The sequence below is a fragment of the Fervidobacterium riparium genome, assembly GCF_025370035.1.
In the GTDB taxonomy this organism is placed as follows: domain Bacteria; phylum Thermotogota; class Thermotogae; order Thermotogales; family Fervidobacteriaceae; genus Fervidobacterium; species Fervidobacterium gondwanense.
Genome location: NZ_CP009277.1, coordinates 1,951,562 through 1,968,351, shown reverse-complemented (window position 1 = coordinate 1,968,351; position 16,790 = coordinate 1,951,562). Strand labels below are relative to the sequence as shown.

General features: G+C 39.0%; 14 protein-coding genes. 9 read left to right on the top strand and 5 right to left on the bottom strand.

What is annotated here, in order from left to right:
* The first annotated feature begins 2 nt into the window (after nucleotides 1–2).
* From IB67_RS09455 to IB67_RS09420, 8 genes are all read left to right on the top strand, one after another.
* Nucleotides 3–551, top strand: a complete 549-nt coding sequence (locus tag IB67_RS09455) for a hypothetical protein (RefSeq protein ID WP_072760085.1) — start codon at nucleotides 3–5, stop codon at nucleotides 549–551.
* A gap of 33 nt (nucleotides 552–584) precedes the next feature.
* Nucleotides 585–914, top strand: a complete 330-nt coding sequence (locus IB67_RS09450; RefSeq protein ID WP_072760083.1) for an iron-sulfur binding hydrogenase — start codon at nucleotides 585–587, stop codon at nucleotides 912–914.
* 61 nt (nucleotides 915–975) lie between these two features.
* Nucleotides 976–1,608 carry a PHP-associated domain-containing protein gene (locus IB67_RS09445; protein ID WP_072760081.1) on the top strand — a complete coding sequence of 211 codons (633 nt, stop codon included), beginning with the start codon at nucleotides 976–978 and terminating at the stop codon, nucleotides 1,606–1,608.
* Nucleotides 1,599–2,132 carry an ATP-binding protein gene (locus IB67_RS09440; protein ID WP_072760079.1) on the top strand — a complete coding sequence of 178 codons (534 nt, stop codon included), beginning with the start codon at nucleotides 1,599–1,601 and terminating at the stop codon, nucleotides 2,130–2,132. The genes IB67_RS09445 and IB67_RS09440 overlap by 10 nt, the downstream gene beginning before the upstream one ends.
* A gap of 42 nt (nucleotides 2,133–2,174) precedes the next feature.
* Nucleotides 2,175–4,379: a BamA/OMP85 family outer membrane protein gene (locus tag IB67_RS09435; RefSeq protein ID WP_084634403.1), complete on the top strand. Its 2,205-nt coding sequence runs from the start codon at nucleotides 2,175–2,177 to the stop codon at nucleotides 4,377–4,379.
* 21 nt (nucleotides 4,380–4,400) lie between these two features.
* Entirely contained in the window at nucleotides 4,401–5,021 is a 621-nt protein-coding gene (locus IB67_RS09430; RefSeq protein ID WP_072760077.1) for an N-glycosylase/DNA lyase, read from the top strand.
* 28 nt (nucleotides 5,022–5,049) lie between these two features.
* Complete coding sequence (ftcD, locus tag IB67_RS09425) at nucleotides 5,050–5,961, top strand: glutamate formimidoyltransferase (protein WP_072760075.1); 912 nt, start codon at nucleotides 5,050–5,052, stop codon at nucleotides 5,959–5,961.
* Nucleotides 5,962–6,074: 113 nt separating this feature from the next.
* Nucleotides 6,075–7,028: an aldo/keto reductase gene (locus IB67_RS09420; protein WP_072760073.1), complete on the top strand. Its 954-nt coding sequence runs from the start codon at nucleotides 6,075–6,077 to the stop codon at nucleotides 7,026–7,028.
* Nucleotides 7,029–7,470: 442 nt separating this feature from the next.
* Here IB67_RS09420 and IB67_RS09415 read toward each other — a convergent pair whose 3' ends face one another.
* Nucleotides 7,471–8,670: an IS110 family RNA-guided transposase gene (locus tag IB67_RS09415; RefSeq protein WP_498875160.1), complete on the bottom strand. Its 1,200-nt coding sequence runs from the start codon at nucleotides 8,668–8,670 to the stop codon at nucleotides 7,471–7,473.
* A 212-nt stretch (nucleotides 8,671–8,882) separates the two neighbouring features.
* On the opposite strand from IB67_RS09415, the gene IB67_RS09410 reads away from it, so the two are divergent.
* Nucleotides 8,883–10,748, top strand: coding sequence for an LVIVD repeat-containing protein (locus IB67_RS09410; protein WP_424695112.1), 1,866 nt, complete (start codon nucleotides 8,883–8,885; stop codon nucleotides 10,746–10,748).
* Nucleotides 10,749–10,923: 175 nt separating this feature from the next.
* Here the strand turns inward: IB67_RS09410 and IB67_RS09405 are convergent, their stop codons facing one another.
* From IB67_RS09405 to IB67_RS09390, 4 genes are read right to left on the bottom strand one after another with little or no spacing between them, the layout of a single operon-like run.
* On the bottom strand, nucleotides 10,924–13,929 hold the full coding sequence (locus IB67_RS09405; RefSeq protein WP_424695113.1) for an alpha-mannosidase: 3,006 nt from the start codon (nucleotides 13,927–13,929) through the stop codon (nucleotides 10,924–10,926).
* 32 nt (nucleotides 13,930–13,961) lie between these two features.
* A complete protein-coding gene (locus tag IB67_RS09400; RefSeq protein WP_072760068.1) occupies nucleotides 13,962–14,987 on the bottom strand; it encodes a GntR family transcriptional regulator in 1,026 nt (341 codons plus the stop codon).
* Between the two features lie 25 nt (nucleotides 14,988–15,012).
* Nucleotides 15,013–15,843, bottom strand: coding sequence for a carbohydrate ABC transporter permease (locus tag IB67_RS09395; RefSeq protein ID WP_072760066.1), 831 nt, complete (start codon nucleotides 15,841–15,843; stop codon nucleotides 15,013–15,015).
* A gap of 12 nt (nucleotides 15,844–15,855) precedes the next feature.
* Nucleotides 15,856–16,734: a carbohydrate ABC transporter permease gene (locus IB67_RS09390; RefSeq protein ID WP_424695114.1), complete on the bottom strand. Its 879-nt coding sequence runs from the start codon at nucleotides 16,732–16,734 to the stop codon at nucleotides 15,856–15,858.
* Nucleotides 16,735–16,790: the final 56 nt, after the last annotated feature.

The window sequence follows — 16,790 nt, the reverse complement described above, 5'->3', positions numbered from 1 at the left end:
CTATGGTAAGTGCTATTGGTAGCGTGAGAACCGGCTCTCAGGTAATTGTAAATCCAACACTTGGATACAAACTTGATCCTGGCGAACCAGGTATACCTTCTGGTGCACCTGCAAGCCAGAGCGTGCTTAGAGTAATGAGTCAGGAATTCGCAAACTACATAGATTTCAAAAAACAAGCCGCCGAGCAAGGTGGAGTAATAATATCTGGCGGGATATACTTAGACATGCAAAAGCGTGGTTCTTTTTTAGCAGCTGTTGCAGGTAAAACAAAAGTTTTGATTTATATACCTGGTAGCAATGATGGTCAAGGAAGAGAAGCTGGTCCAACCGACGGTGCAAATAAACTCGAGCAACCAGACCAAATGAAACAGAGCGAAATAACAAGAAAAATAGATGAACTTTACAGAAAACTCCAAATGACTCAAGATCCCGTTGAGCGGGAAAAACTCCAACAACAGATCTTGCTTCTCACTATGGCAATGAACGCTTTGATGTTCGGCATGAAAATGCCAGAGTTCCTGATAGGGATGCTTCTAAATACAACGGTTTGAACATTTATATAATATTTAAGGGGGATAGGAAGAATGAAAATTAAAGAGCTCGCGAGACAGATCGGACTAAAAGAGGTACTATTTTGCGAAGATTATGAAATCGAACACGGCTATGTTGGAGATCTTTTAAGCATTGTTATGCGCTCGGCTCAGGCTAATTCAGTATGGCTAACTGTTCAAAATCATCTTAATATTGTTGCAGTTGCCGCGCTCACCGGTGTTAAAGCTATAGTACTGTGTGAAGGGATCGAATTCAGTGAAGAGGTAATAGAAAAAGCGAAAGAAGAAAAGATTAACTTGTATATCTCAAACGAGACTTCATATATAACCGCCGGAAAGATCTATTCGTTGGGTATTAGATAGAATGATATACAAGGCTGACCTTCATATCCACTCTTGCCTTTCGCCTTGTGGAGATTTAACAATGGTACCATCTGCTGTGTGCAACAATGATTTGGATATAATATCGATAACAGACCATAATACCGCACAGAATGTTGCGGCATTTGTTTTATTATGCAAAGATAAAATAGTCGTGCCGGGCATAGAAGTGCACACTATCGAAGACGTTCACATACTTGGCTATTTTCCGAATATAGAAAACTTAATGAATTTCTCAAAACTTGTAGAAGAAAACGCTGACAAATTGCCGTATGATCCAGAAAAATACGGATACCAGATTGTAATTAACGAAAATGAGGCGTTTGTTGAGATAGTCGATTACTATCTCGGCTTTCCGACAAATCTAACAATTGATGATACAATTGGATTGATTAAGGATAATAGTGGTTTACCTGTCTTTGCACATGTTGACAGAAGGTTTGGAGCAATTCAGCAACTTGGCTTTCTTCCAAGCGGTACAAGATACGTTGAGGTGAAAAGGAAAGAAACTTGGGCTAAGCTGAAAGCGGAAGGATACATTGTGCTGACATCGTCTGATGCCCACTTACCGGATGAAATAGGCTCAAGAAAGTTGTATATCGAAGGAGAAATCTCTTCAGCAAATGATGTGATAGAGACTTTGATTGAAGGGAGGTTTAAGACAATTTGGGATTGATAACCATAGCAGATCACATACACGATATTGCGGAAAACTCCGTTAACGCAGGTGCAAAAAATGTATACATTAAGATTATTGAGACTGTCGATACGTTCTTCTTCTCTGTGGAAGACGATGCGGGCGGGATAAGACCAGATATACTTGAAAAAATATTCGACCCGTTTGTCACAACGCGCAAGAAAGAAATACGTAGAGTGGGACTGGGCCTCCCATTTCTGAAACAGGCAACAGAGGCGACTGGCGGGTACGTGAAGATAGATTCAGAATTAGGTAAAGGGACAAAGACAGAAGCATTATTTTACAAAAGCCATATAGATTGCCAACCTGTTGGAAATCTTACCGATACATTTCTTGTGCTGCTTCTTAATCAAAATATAAACTGGCAAATTGAAAGGTGTTATGATGGTGAATGCTATGAAATTGCTTCTAAGACTATCAAAGAATATCTTGGTCACCTTGACACACCTGAGAAAATAACTCTTTTGGAAGAGCTTTTGAAAGAAATGGAGAGTCAAATCTGAGATAAAAGGTAACATCGTGATAATAAAAAGGAGGAAAACGTGATGAGACTGAGAGCACTTTTGGTAATACTTTTTAGCCTGTTTCTAACACTTTCTTTTGGGTTTGTACTCAAAGATGTACAGTTTGACGGTTTGAAGACCGTCCCAAAAACCGAGTTAGAACCTTTCTATAAGCAGTACTTAGGAAAAGATATCAACAACTACGCAATTGAGGACATCATATCAGAACTCGACGGTACAGGATATTTTGATGAAATAACATACGAGCTAAAAGACTCTGAAGCAAACGAAAAGATACTCTTTATCAAAGTAACGGAAAACGCTCCCGTATCAAAGATAAACATAGAAATCAGCGGGCATGGGATCATATCTAAAGAAACAATCCAAGCTTCAGTAACGTTGAAAGAAGGTAAAGCGTTTAGTTTTCCAAAGTTCTGGGAAAGTATCGATAACATAGCCAAAATGTATTCTGACAACGGATATACCGTTGCAACTCCACGAACGCAAGATAAGAGTTTTGCATTCGTATACGTTTCTGGTAACTTGGGCGAGGATAATGTCGTCAACTTCAAAGTCACTGAATACGCACTTTACAATTTAGAATTTGAGATTCTAAGTGACAACAAAGCTTTCAACGATGAATTTGAAAAGATAAAACCATCGCTCTCACTACCGAAGTATATAGATTACGAAAACAAAAATTGGTTCTTAAAAATTTTCGATAGCGGAAAGAATTACGTACCTACTTTGAGCACACTCCAGGGCTTTTTCCAAAACCTTTCAAAGTATGTGTTTTTCAAAGTGATTGACTTGTCAGTTATTGAAGAGGATAAGGATATCCCAGCAAAAACATTAGTCTTAACAGTAGCGGAAAATACAATTGTAAGTCAACCCGTTGCGCTTAAAGGAATCCGGGTTAAAGGAAACACGCTGATATCAGAGAGCGAATTAGTTGGCGAGGTGAAAGAAGCAACTTACACAAACCTTGACATACTCAAGAAAATCCAGCAAGTAAAGGTCAAATACGAGAAAGCTGGGTACTTTATAAACCTTAACCTCGAGGCAGGAGAAGATGGGTACCTGTACATTTTAGTAAATGAAACAAAAGTAAAAGAAGTAAAGATTAAAGGCAATACAAACACGAAAGAATACGTGTTCAATGATCTTATCTACGTTAAACCCGGGGATTACTTAAATAGAACAGATTTGCAAAACACATACATAGAACTTAAGAAACTCAACTTTTTCAAAGAGGTAAACATCAACTTTGAGCAACCCGAAGCAACCTCGACAGACGTAAATATCGTTTTGACAGTTGAAGAGAAGGATAAGAAATTTGACTTCCAAGGCGGTGTAACGTGGGGACCAGTTAAAGATAAACCGTGGTATGAAGGTTTTGCAGGACTTCTCTCACTTTCAAGCACGAATCCGTTTGGATACGGTGAAAGCTTCTCCATATCACTACAGAAAGCTTTATCAAATACGAATCTGTCTTTCAGCTTTGGTATAAGGAAACCTTTTGAATTACCTCTCATTATTAATACATCCTTGTCTTACAACCAAACAACAGAAAACGCAACCGAGACAACAAAGTACTCGGCATCATTAAGTTTAAGCACATTGAAAACTCAGTTTGGCCAATTCTCATTTAGCACCGCGTATACCGACACTACGGTATCCTCAGACACAACCGTTAACTCAAAAACTCTTAGCTTTACAGGCTCATACATTTACGAAACGCTCGATAATCTCTTTGTGCCGATGACAGGATATTCATTAACTCTGAGCGGTACAAAGTACGTCCCGGTTTCGGAAAACGGTTCTGACGCTCTAAGCTACTTTGTAGATGCTACGTATCACTTACCGTTTACACCTTCAATCTCCTTTGCTACACGCATTTACAATGCACAAGTCTTCCAAACATCAGGCGAGCCCGTTAACTTTAGCCTCGCTGGACCTTACCAAGTAAGGGGTGTCAAAGTAGACCAAAAAGGCACAGTCTTGGTACTTAACAACAATGAAATTAGATTCAAAGAACCTGACCAGATGATATATTTCTCACTTTTCTTTGATGTAGGTATTCTTGAAAATACATACAATTTCGACAACATAAAATCTTCTGCTGGTTTCGAGCTTGGCTTGGTTATTCCTATGTTTGGGCTCGTAAGAGTCGGTTGGGGCTTGCCGATAACCCCAACATTCGTACCGAATCCGAATTTCTATTTCATAATTGGACAGACTTTCTAAGGAAGCTGAGAGGAGATTTTCATGGTAGAAGAACTGTTAAACAAACTTGAAGAAATTCGTGAAGAAGCAAAACCACTTGTTGAAAAAAGATGGGTGGAATTTGAAAATCTTCGTAATTACGGTAACGAAGACGATCTATTTTCTGAGTTAAGCTTCTGCGTTTTGACTGCAAATTGGAGTGCGCAGGGAGGTATCAAAGCTCAGAAACTAATTGGTCACGGGTTCTCAACATTAAATCAAGAAGAACTTGCGGACAAACTAAGAGAAGTTGGGCACAGATACCCGGATGCACGAGCCCAGTACATAGTAACAAACAGATGGATAATCGGAAAGCTTAGGGAAGTAATATCGACCGAGGACCCGAGAGAATACCTTGTAAAGAACATCAAAGGACTCGGCTGGAAAGAAACATCTCACTTCTTAAGAAACGTAGCGTTCACTAATTACGCAATACTCGACAAGCACGTACTCAGAGTAATGAACAAATATGGACTAATCGAAGAGATACCGAAAGGATGGACGAAGAAAAAATATTTAGACTACGAAGAAAGGCTTAGAAAGGTATCAGACGCTTTCGGAGAACACTTAGGTAAGTTTGACCTATACTTGTGGTATATGATAAAAAAGACAGTAGACAAGTGATGCTCAAAAATGAAAGGGGGATTTCTTAATGAAACTTATCGAAAGCGTTCCAAATTTTAGTGAAGGAAGAAAGGAAGAAATTGTAAGGCAGATAATCGAAGAAGCGAACAAATACCCAAAAGTAAAGGTTCTTGATTGGTCGATGGACAAAGACCACAACCGCTCCGTTGTAACACTCGTTGGTGAACCAGAACAAGTCTTGGACGCACTCTTTGACATGACAAAAAAGGCTTCTGAACTGATAGACTTGAGATACCATAAAGGCGAGCATCCAAGGATGGGTGCAACGGATGTTATTCCTCTTGTACCACTCATCGGCACGACAATGCAAGAATGTGTAGAATGGTCTAAACAACTTGGAAAAAGAATAGGCGAAGAGCTCAACATTCCTGTCTATCTATATGAAAGAAGCGCAACATCTCCTGAAAAGGAAAACCTTTCCGAGATACGAAAAGGCGAATTCGAAGGCTTTTTTGAAAAAATAAAGAATCCGAAATGGAAACCGGACTTTGGCCCTGATAAAGTACACGAGACCGCTGGTGTAACTGCAGTTGGTGCGAGGGAGTTCTTGATCGCATTCAACGTAAACTTGGGAACAAATAACATAGAGATAGCAGACAAGATAGCAAAAGCTGTGAGGCATATAAGCGGTGGATACAGATACGTAAAGGCCATGGGCGTTGAACTGAAAGAAAAAGGCATAGTTCAAGTCTCAATGAACTTGACAAACTACAAAAAATCACCAATCTTCAGAGTCTTCGAAACCATCAAAAGAGAAGCCGAAAGGTATGGTGTTCCAGTTGTCGGTAGTGAAATAATCGGAATGGTACCACTCCAAGCGATTGTCGAAACATTTGCATGGTATCTGCAACTGGACGAATTCGGCACAAACAGAATAATCGAAGAAAGATTGATCCACGAATTAACAAAAGAAGAATAATTAACAGTCTTAAAATAAGGGAGATGCACCACTTGCATCTCCCTTTAATTTTATGGTATAATACTTTTGTTCGTTATACGAACTATTATACCTTGAATTAGGAGGTGGACGAGATGGAATACAGAAAAGTCGGCAAATGGGGCGTAAAAATCAGCGAAGTTTCACTTGGCTCTTGGCTCACTTTTGGAAACCAGCTTGACTTGAAAGCAACAAAAGATGTTGTAAGGTATGCAGTAGAGAATGGCATTAATTTCATCGATACAGCGGAAGCTTACGCAAACGGGATCGCAGAATCGATGCTCGGGGTGATACTGAAGGAATACAGAAGAGAAGACTTAGTTATCTCTACAAAGATATTCTGGGGTGGAGAAGGTCCAAACGACAAAGGTCTTTCAAGAAAGCACCTTTTGGAAGGTACTTGGAACTCACTCAAAAGACTCCAGCTCGACTATGTGGACATACTCTACTGCCACAGGCCTGACCCAGAAGTCCCAATGGAAGAAGTAGTGTGGACAATGGATCAAATATTGAGAAGCGGACTTGCATTCTACTGGGGGACAAGCGAATGGAGTGCAGAAGAGATAGAAAAAGCCCACCAGGTAGCAAAAGAATTGAACTGCATACCGCCAGTTGTTGAGCAACCACAGTACAACCTCATTTTCAAAGCAAGAGTGGAAAAAGAATACGCTCCGCTGTACGAAAAATACGGCATGGGGACAACAATATGGAGTCCATTAGCATCCGGTGTGCTTTCTGGAAAGTACCTTGAAGGTATCCCGCAAGGTTCAAGACTTGACAAATGGCCGTGGCTCAGAAAGACAATGGAGGAGCGCGGAATATTTGGTGAAGAAACGATGAATAAGCTTAAGAGAATTAAACAAATCGCGGATGACCTCGGCGTAACAATGTCCCAACTCTCAATCGCATGGTGTCTAAAGAATCCACACGTTAGCAGCGTGATTCTTGGCGTGAGTTCACTCGAGCAGCTTAAGGAAAACATAAAAGCTGTTGAGGTAAAGGAGAAGATAACCGAAGAAATCTACCAAGAATTAAACAACATATTTTAATAACCCCCATAATTCAAAAAGGCGGGCTTAAAAGCCCGCTTATTATTTTTTGAAATGGTATATCTAAATCGTTCAAATTCACTCACGTTTAGAGAGATAATAAAATATTTCTTATTCTTAGAAGTTCAATACAGAAGTCATATCAAAACCATAAGAAAACAAGAGTAATTTTCAGATAAAGTCATCCGAACTCTTCTACAACATCATCGACCTTTCGCTACTCTGAACTATATACTTTACTGAGCATGATAATTGTAGTTGTTAAACTTTACAGCTTGTTGTAAATAAATGATAACAAGCGCAAATTTAAACTATTATCCGAAAATTTATATAAACAGCTGAATAAGTCTGATTTCGTTCATTAGTTACAATAATAGTCAATTTGACATTCTGTATGAACTAATATATATATTAAAAACTTACACTACATCTAAGGAGTCAACTATGCAAAATTAAATTTTTGTTTTGAGTGTGAGATAGCATAATCAATATTGAACTTCTCTTTCTTTCTCAACATTGCGTACAACGTTCGCAATAACTTGTGTACTACTGACATTATCGCTTTTTTGTACGGTATACCTTGCTGCCTTTTTCGTTCATAGTATGTTCGGAAATATTCGTTGTGAATCACTACACTCACTGCCATTAGCCATAGTATTCGTCTTAGGTGGGCATTGCCCCTTTTCGATATGTGTCCTTCTACTTTGCTTTTGCCTGATTGGGCAATGCTTGGATCGAGTCCACAATACGCAATGAGTTTTTTGTATGTACTAAATCTTGAGATATCTCCAACTTCTGCCAAGAAATGCATCGCGCTGTTTTCACCAATACCTGGTATTGACGTGAGTATCTCGATATCAAGGTTTATCGCACTACATTCGCAATATTCTTTCATCATCTTGTCGTGTTCTTCAAGCTGTTGCTGTAAAAATTGTAGTTCTTTGATATTTTGCACAAGAATCTTTTCTTTCATCGGCCAATATTGAGCAATCGAGTTATTAGCGAGTTCTTTAAGTTTTTGAGCATTAAGTTTTGTACTTCTGCCACGGTCTTTGGAAAAGAACACATCCAGATTACGAGCCTTTTGAATAGCCTTGGCAGAAGGGAAATGAGAAAGAAGATTGAGGATAGTGTCACTGTAGATATTGGTAACTCTTTCGAGTTCAGGGAAAAGAACGTTGAGCAGTTTTTCGATATTGCCTTTAACTTTTGCGATGCGGTGGATAATGTTTTCGCGTGCTCTGACAATATCACGAAGCTCAGAGTTGACAAAAGCAGAAGAAGGAATTTGATGTTGTAGGTAAAACAAAGCAGTAGCGATAATGCGAGCATCGATTTTGTCGGTTTTGGTCTTTCGAAGAGAAGCAAAGTTTTTAACAGTTAGAGGATTAAAAACAGCGCAAGCAAAGTCGTTGGAAGAAAGGAAAGCCAGAAGGTTGAGATGATAACAGCCAGTAGATTCCATAGCGATGATGATGGATTGTTTTGGGAAGGCAGAGAGTTTGTTTGCGAAGGAGGAAAAGCCTTGCTGGGACATATCGAAAGAAGATTCGAAGATGATGGAACTGGGATTAGAGATAGCGCAGACGTTGAACTTATCCTTGGAAACATCGATGCCGACGAAAACAGGGAAGTTATCCATGAAAAATCCTCCTTTCGAATGATGAGGGCAGGGAGCCTGCTGAACCAATCCTCCATGCTGACGAGGGCTGAAAGCCCAACCAACTAATCATGGTTAAAGGCAGGCAACAGACTCCTTAAATGGCTTAAAAGCCAAGGTGACATAAGTTGTCCTGCCCTCAATTTTTTTAAGCTAAATTATTTATACCATATTTTTATGTAGGAGGTGTAATTATGGTAAAAAGAGTTTTTTTCGTTCGGTTCGTAACATTGTTCCTCTTTTTATTGTTTTTTTCTTTTACAACAAGCTTGCAAGCGAATAGTACACAGCCTACTGGAATTATTAAAATTATCGCGTGTGCAGGTGGACCTGAAGGATTACTTATATTTGACGTTTCAAAGCCAAACAGTCCAGTATTAGTAGGACAATTTAACACTGATGGTTGGTCAGAAAAGGTCTACGTATCAGGCGATTACGCCTATATAGCAGATTTAGAGAATGGATTGGTTATAGTTAACATATCAAATCCTACTCAGCCAAAGCAAGTTGGACATTTAGGTATTGATGGATATTCATATGATGTAATTGTCTCAAATAAGTATGCTTACATTTTAAACTACCCAGTTGGTTTCATAGTAGTGGACATATCGAACCCTGCTCAGCCAAAAGAAGTTGGAATTTTACCATATTCTGATGACTTTTTATCTGATCTTGTGATTTTTGGAAGATATGCTTACATGTCTTTCAGAGATAGAGGGCTGGTAATAATTGACATATCAAACCCAACTCAGATGAAACAAATCGGGCAGTTCAATATCGATGGTGACGCACAAACTGTTGGCATATCCGGAAAGTATGCGTACTTAGTCGACAACAAAGGCAATATGTTTATACTTGATATATCAAATCCGTCGCAGCTGAGACAAGTTGGAAATTTCAAACTAATTCCTCCATTTGATTTCGTCATCTCAGGCAACTACGTTTATGTGGCGGGAGGATACAATGGACTGGTCATAGTCGATATATCGAACCCTGTCAATCCAAAACAAGTTGCCCACATGAACGATTATTCAAATATACAGAGTCTTTATATCTCAGGTAACTACGCATTCGTGGGAGGAGAATATAATGGACTTTCGATAGTCGATATATCGAATCCCAGCAAACCAAAAAAAGTTGGATACTTCGACACTTATGAGTACGCAAAGAACATCTATGTATTTGGTAAGTCCGCCTATGTGGCAGATGGGTATAATGGTCTGGTTATAATGGACGTATCAAACCCGTCGCAGCCAAAACAAATAGGACGTGTAGATACTGGCGACTATACCCTCAACGTAGTGGTTTCAGGGAAGTATGGATATATAGCTGACGGGTATAATGGACTGGTTATAGTTGACGTATCAAACCCTGCACAACCAAGGAAAATTGGACATTTTCAAGTTGAGGATGCAATAGATGTTACTATTTCTGGCAAATACGCTTATGTGGTTGATGGATACAATGGTTTGGTTATACTCGATATATCAGATCCTAAGGACCCAATTGAAATTGGATATTTTCAAGTAGATGCCGTAGTTAGTGTCACCATTTCTGGTGATTATGCATATATTACTGATGAATACAATGGTTCGTTCATAATCGATATATCAGACCCTGAATTACCAGTAGAAGTTGGATATTTTGAAGGAGTTGATGGAGTCGATATAGCTGTTTCAGGAGATTATGCTTACGTGGTAAATGATGATGGAACTGTTTTTATATATGATATATCAGATCCTTCACAACCTGAATTTGTTGATTACTTCGAAACTTATGAACAAATAACCAATATAGCAATTTTAGGCAAATATGCTTATACAACAAGCTACTGGGATGGCACGATGAGCATATTTGACATATCAAACCCGGTCCAACCAATAGAAGTTGGGTATATAGATGTTGGTGGATATACAGAAGCTGTATACGTCTTGGGTAATTATGCTTACGTAGCAGATGGCGGAAATGGATTGGTCATTGTCGACATCTCAAACCCAGAAAATCCGAAGATAGTTGCTGATTTGCTATGGGTAAGTATTTATGGAATCTCTGGAAAATAGAAATTAACGTACTGAGATAACGGTTCACACTTTCTAACAAATCATTCAATTGATACTTTAGAAGAACCTTCACAAGAGTACGAAGGAAAATTAATTTCCTCAAAACAAACTCAACCGAGGGTCAATACCCTCGGTTGTTGTTTATTCGTATTTTGTGCGCCTTACGTCTTTTTTGTTACAGCTCCACACTTATAGTATAAAACTTAAATGGTTCAGCTGGAATATTAACAGTATTATCTACGACATTCAAATCTCCTATCAAATCTTCGAGTGCGTTTACCAAGGACACCTTTTTGAAGTTTAAACCGTTCGTTAAGAAATCAATCGAAACATCTCCCGAAGAACCTGTACATTCTAAAACTCTTAGATAAACTTTCTTATTAACCTTCCTAACTGAGAGCACTTTAAAATTCTCAGGTTCAATTCTTATCTGTAACTTTGGTTCCTTCAAATTGCCTTTATAAACCTTCACCGGATTATTAAGCTTATCTGCTTTCTTGTAGAAATCAATCACATCTTGTTTTCCATGTAGATGGATCGAATATTTGAACTCGTGGTGCCCTTCATCAACGCAAAAATCAGGATAGATACCTGCTTTCAAAAGTGTCATTTCAATCGTATTTCCTTTAACGCAATGTCCGTACTTGCCGTCGTTGAGAATACACACACCGTGGTCGTATTGCGAAATGTCAACCCACCTGTGCCCGAGCACTTCAAATCGCGCCTGCTCAAAAGATGTATTATCAGTTGTACTCCTTTGGATGTATCCACCATCAATGTCATACAATGCGTACCTGCTCAGAACATTAGTCGGGAATAATGCTTTAAGCACCGCTCTTCTGTGGTGCCAGTCAGCACTCGTTTCAACCAATAACTCGTCGCTTTCCGGTTCTAAGACATATACCTGTTCTATTGTTGTTGAATCAAATACGTACTTGACTTTAATCTTACCGCTTGTCTCAGTATGAAGGATTTCAACACTCTCCACTTCAGGTTTCCACTCAGAAAGTTTGCTCGAAGCATCTATGTCCCAATTTTCCCAGTACGGAGGAACGTCACCGTATATCCTTAACAAATTCCCGCTCTTGTTGAACGCCCATTTTTTGAGCTCTTTATTGTAAATATTCACACTTCCGTCCGGGTACACACGGACTTTGAGTTTATCATTTTCCATTATATAGTCTTTTCCTTCTACCATTATTTTAATAGCTTTTTCCTTCTTAATTATTCTTGCATCATCTAATCTATCAAGATGCACGAAGCTCAATGGCTCGACCTTAACTGATGAATCATTTCTCATGCATTGCTGCCAAGATGAGAAATTAAACGCTGTATACCCTTCTGTACTGATTAAATTCTTTTCGACTATACTTTGCTGAATTTTCTCGCAACTTTCGATGACATGAGTCAACTCCCGTTCAGTGTCCTCGTAGACTTCCTTAATCGATGAACCGGGCAATATGTCATGAAATTCGTTTCTTAGAAGAACCTTCCAGAGCTCGTCTATTTCTTCCTGATAATTTTCCAAGTACAACGCATTCAAGACTTCGGTATTTCTCAATTGAGTTTCTGCAATCTTGTGAAGTCTTTTTGTCCTTGCTTGTGATGTAAGCGTTCCCCTGTGGAGTTCCAAATAGAGCTCTCCATCCCAGACAGGCAATTTTGACAAGTCAAAATCTTGTACCAAATGTTCCATATAGTCTTCAACACGAGAATATCTGACATTTGGAATTCCAGGTATCTCGTTCAGTGGCTGGTAATTATCGCACATCTCTTCCGTAGGTCCTCCGCCACCGTCACCGTATCCAAATGACAACAGAATATCCTTAGTGATATCCTTGTGCCTGAAATTTTCAAAAGTATTTATTAACGACCGAGCACTTATCCTACCGTTATAACCTTCCTCGTAGTTCTTAAAGCTGTAATATACGACTTTTGAGCCATCAATTCCGCGCCAAACGCACAAATCATATGGAAAATCATTCGTCTCGTTCCAACTCAGTTTCGTTGTTACAAAATACTCAATTCCTGACTGTTTCAAAATCTGAGGTAGCACCCATGAAAAACCGAATACATCAGGAAGCCAAGCAACCTTACTCCTTATTCCAAATTCCTTTTCGAAAAACTTTTGCCCATAGTAAAATTGCCTGATAAGCGATTCTACACTCGGAACGTTGCAGTCTGACTCAACCCACATACCGCCCACAGGTTCCCATTTCCCCTGTTTCACAAGGTTTCTAATCTTTTCAAAAAGTTCCGGATAGCTACTCTTCAAATCCTCATACATCTGGGCTGATGATTGAGAATATATGAATTCATCGTATTTCTCAGCCAACTGAACAGCATTCGCAAACGTTCGAACGATTTTTCTCTTTGTTTCCTCAACGGGCCAAAGCCAAGCATAATCGATGTGCGCATGTCCGCAAACGAAGACATTCCCTACTTTTGGAAATAATGGCAGACCCTTGGATTTTATCGATTTTTCATATTCTTCGAATTTTTCCAAGAGCATCTTTTTAAAAGACAAATCGTAAATGACTTTGTCGTTTGGAAAATCCGGATGAGACCATGTAGAAGTCACTTGGCCGAGTATGGTGGGATTCTCAACAACTGAGCTTTTGAACGCTTCGGTATTCTTGGGCTTGGAGACCGAAGACAAGAATGCGTTGGTTTCACTAATTAGAAAATTAGCAAGAGATTCATCGTCTGTTTCCTTAGTCACATCTATTACGTTTTTGATAAAATTCAATACTTGCTTAACTTCTTCATCGTATATTACCAGTTGAGAATTCTTGAAAACGCTTTCCTCTTTTGTCCCGAACAATCCTCTTGGCATAGTCTCAATTCTGAGAATGTGTTCCTTTCCATCACAAAATTTAGTCAAATCCACTTCCTTGTGAAAAACATTAACCTCCCCATACGGCTGACCATCTACTAATACAAGACTCTCACCACCAAACCATGCTCTGAGATAGCAACTGTATCCTTTTTCCAGAGAAGTGAACTTAAAAGAATTGACAAAAACAGCTGGCAGAATTCTTTCGTCCCATTTGTAAGGTAACGATATCTTGCTTTCATTGTGCTTCCAACCTTCATAGTCTCTCTTGGAAACTACTGCGTATGGTACAAGCTCACCAAGTAAACGGTATAAGTGGCCTATCTCGAAATCCTTCTTTCTCACATGAGCACCTCCAAACTATACATGCATGTTTATCATTCTTCTGATGGACAACCACAAGATTCTCTTACTACCAGTTCAACACCAACAAGGTATCTTGATTTTACTTTCTCTCCCTTAATAATACTCATCAAAACCGACGCTCCAACTTCACCGATTTTAGTTAAATCCTGCTTCACTGTTGTGAGTTTTGGTCTCGTTATACTCGAGACATATTCATCATCAAACCCTGTAACACTTATATCTTCTGGTATTCTAAATCCACCTTCAACTAAATAAAATAAACCCCTTACCGCAAGCATATCGTTACAGAAGAATACACACTTAGCATTTCTCAACTGGACTTCATTTACAAGTGGGGAATAGTCACCATCAATTCTGTCAATTCTCACTATATGAGGACTGTATCCTAATTCTTTCGAAATTCCTTTGTATCTTTCCTCAACACTCGATATCGTTAACTCCTCAGCTGTCACAAATAATGCACTATCTACACGATGACTCTTCTTCATATGACGCGCAAGAAGTCGCCCACCTGCAAAATTATCAGTCATTACCGTTGGGATATCATCATCAAGGGGTATGTTTCTGTCAACAAAAACTATTGGAAAACGGCTCTTAATGAGTTCCTTAAGTAGCTTGTTTCTGATTGAATATTCTGATGGCTCTATAATTAATCCATCTATCTCCTTCGATAAAAGGTCATCAAGCGCTTTTTCTTCTTCTTTCTCATTAACTCCTTTCTGCAACGAGAACATTTTTGTCCCCACTGAGGACAGAAAATTCACCGCACCGTACATGATTCTCTTATTGTTTATGAGAAGTCCTACACGCTTATGTGCAAAAACGTTTATTTCAGAAACAAATGTTCCAACGCCTTGCACCTTTGTTATCAATCCTATACTCTCCAATTCATCAAATGCCTTTCTTACAGTCATTCTTGTCGTGTTAAATTTCTTAGCCAGTGAATTTTCTGAAGGCAATTTATCACCAGGTAATATCTTTCCGGTTAAAATCAGTTGTTCTATGTACTTTTCAATCTCTCTATACTTCGGATCCAACTTTATCACTCCTTTACTCGAAGAACTACCCTTTGATTCCTGAGAGTTTTATACCCTCGATTAAATACTTCTGCGCAAAGAGGAAGAAAATCACAGTAGGTAAGAAAGTAAGTATCGCTGCAGCCATGGCTTGATTCCAGTAAGTGCCGTATCTGTTCATGAACATAGGCATTCCAAGTGCTAGTGGATACTTCTCTTCACTCGTAATGTAGATCAGCGGACCTGTATAATTGTTCCAACTGCCTATAAAAGTGAATAGTGAAACCAGAGCCAACACCGGTTTTGCAAGTGGCAACATGATTTTTCTGAATATCATCCAATCCCCCGCACCGTCAATTCTGGCTGCTTCTAACATTTCCTGAGGTATAGTTTCAAAGAACTGCTTGATAAGAAATACGTTCATTGCACCTCCTCCGAGAAAAGCTGGAACAATCAGTGGAAGAAACGTATTTAACCATCCTAAATTTTTGAATATCAAGAAGGTTGGCACCATAGTTACTGCTCCTGGAATCATGACAGTACTCAACATTACAAAAAACAAGACATCTCGTCCCGGCCACTTTATTTTACTAAATCCATAAGCAACCAGAGGAGCACTAAATACAACACCTATGACATTTCCAATGGTTATAATGAGAGAATTCATAAAATATCTTCCGAATGGGAATTTCTGCAAGGCTTTTGGAAAGTTTTCAAATGTTGGTTCGTCCGGGAAAAAGCTTGGAGGAAAGTCTAACATCTCACTATCAGGCTTCAAAGCTGTTCCTATCGTCCACAAAAATGGCAATATGTAAATAATCGATATTAAGAAAATGCCAATGTATGCAATTGATATATTCATTATCCCTCTTCTCATTGCTGTCACCTCTTAGTTCTTTCCTATATAAAATACCCATTTTTTCGAAAATCCAAAATAGAGTAACGTAAGCATGATTATGAATCCAAAGAGTATCCATGATAGTGCTGATGCGTATCCCATGTTAGTGTACTTGAACGCCTGGTTGTAGATATACATACCAAGCGACATTGAAGCATTCGCTGGTCCACCGCCAGTTAACAACATTGGTAAATCGAATATTTGCATATTTCCGATAGTTGACGTCACAAGGTAATAGAATATCGTTGGCGTTATGAGTGGCAGTGTTATCTTCGTGAACATAGTGAATTTTGACGCTCCATCAATTCGTGCAGCTTCGTATAACTCAGAAGGGATATCCTTCAAAGCTGCAGAAAAGATCAACATCGCACCTCCAACACCCCATTGCGCAGCGATTATTATAGTTGGCTTAACCCAAGTTTCGCTACTCAACCAAAGCGGTCCTTCTACACCGAACCATGAAAGAATAGTGTTAACAAAACCAATATACGGATGGAAGAAGAGTGTTACAACAGCAGAAAATGCGAAAGCTGGAACTATTGAAGGCAAATAGATTGTGGCTCTAAAGACTGAAACCCCTTTGAGTTGCTTTATATTAAGTAGCAAAGCTATCCCGAGTGCTACAACTAATCCCAATGGTACCAAACCAACGACATACAAAAGCGTATTTGTAAGGCTCTTCCAAAAAAGAGGATCAGAAAACATTGACTTGTAATTTGAGAAACCAACAAATTTCGGCTTGGTTGTAATAAAATACTCGGTCAAGCTGTAGTAAAAAGATGCTATAATAGGATACAAGTTAAATACCGAAAACCCTAAAAGCCAGGGCATAATAAACATTAAACCTTTCAGAGTAGAATTTTTTCTCATCTTTTGTTCCTCCTTAGATTTGTTCCACAAAATCCGGAGGCTGAGCCTCCGGAGCG

Excerpts from the sequence above, each read along its gene's own strand:
- IB67_RS09455 (WP_072760085.1), top strand. The coding sequence starts at position 3 with ATGGTAAGTGCTATTGGTAGCGTGAGAACCGGCTCTCAGGTAATTGTA.
- IB67_RS09450 (WP_072760083.1), top strand. The coding sequence starts at position 585 with ATGAAAATTAAAGAGCTCGCGAGACAGATCGGACTAAAAGAGGTACTA.
- IB67_RS09445 (WP_072760081.1), top strand. The coding sequence starts at position 976 with ATGGTACCATCTGCTGTGTGCAACAATGATTTGGATATAATATCGATA.
- IB67_RS09435 (WP_084634403.1), top strand. The coding sequence starts at position 2,175 with ATGAGACTGAGAGCACTTTTGGTAATACTTTTTAGCCTGTTTCTAACA.
- IB67_RS09430 (WP_072760077.1), top strand. The coding sequence starts at position 4,401 with ATGGTAGAAGAACTGTTAAACAAACTTGAAGAAATTCGTGAAGAAGCA.
- ftcD (WP_072760075.1), top strand. The coding sequence starts at position 5,050 with ATGAAACTTATCGAAAGCGTTCCAAATTTTAGTGAAGGAAGAAAGGAA.
- IB67_RS09420 (WP_072760073.1), top strand. The coding sequence starts at position 6,075 with ATGGAATACAGAAAAGTCGGCAAATGGGGCGTAAAAATCAGCGAAGTT.
- IB67_RS09415 (WP_498875160.1), bottom strand. The coding sequence starts at position 8,670 with ATGGATAACTTCCCTGTTTTCGTCGGCATCGATGTTTCCAAGGATAAG.
- IB67_RS09410 (WP_424695112.1), top strand. The coding sequence starts at position 8,883 with ATGGTAAAAAGAGTTTTTTTCGTTCGGTTCGTAACATTGTTCCTCTTT.
- IB67_RS09395 (WP_072760066.1), bottom strand. The coding sequence starts at position 15,843 with ATGAGAAGAGGGATAATGAATATATCAATTGCATACATTGGCATTTTC.
- IB67_RS09390 (WP_424695114.1), bottom strand. The coding sequence starts at position 16,734 with ATGAGAAAAAATTCTACTCTGAAAGGTTTAATGTTTATTATGCCCTGG.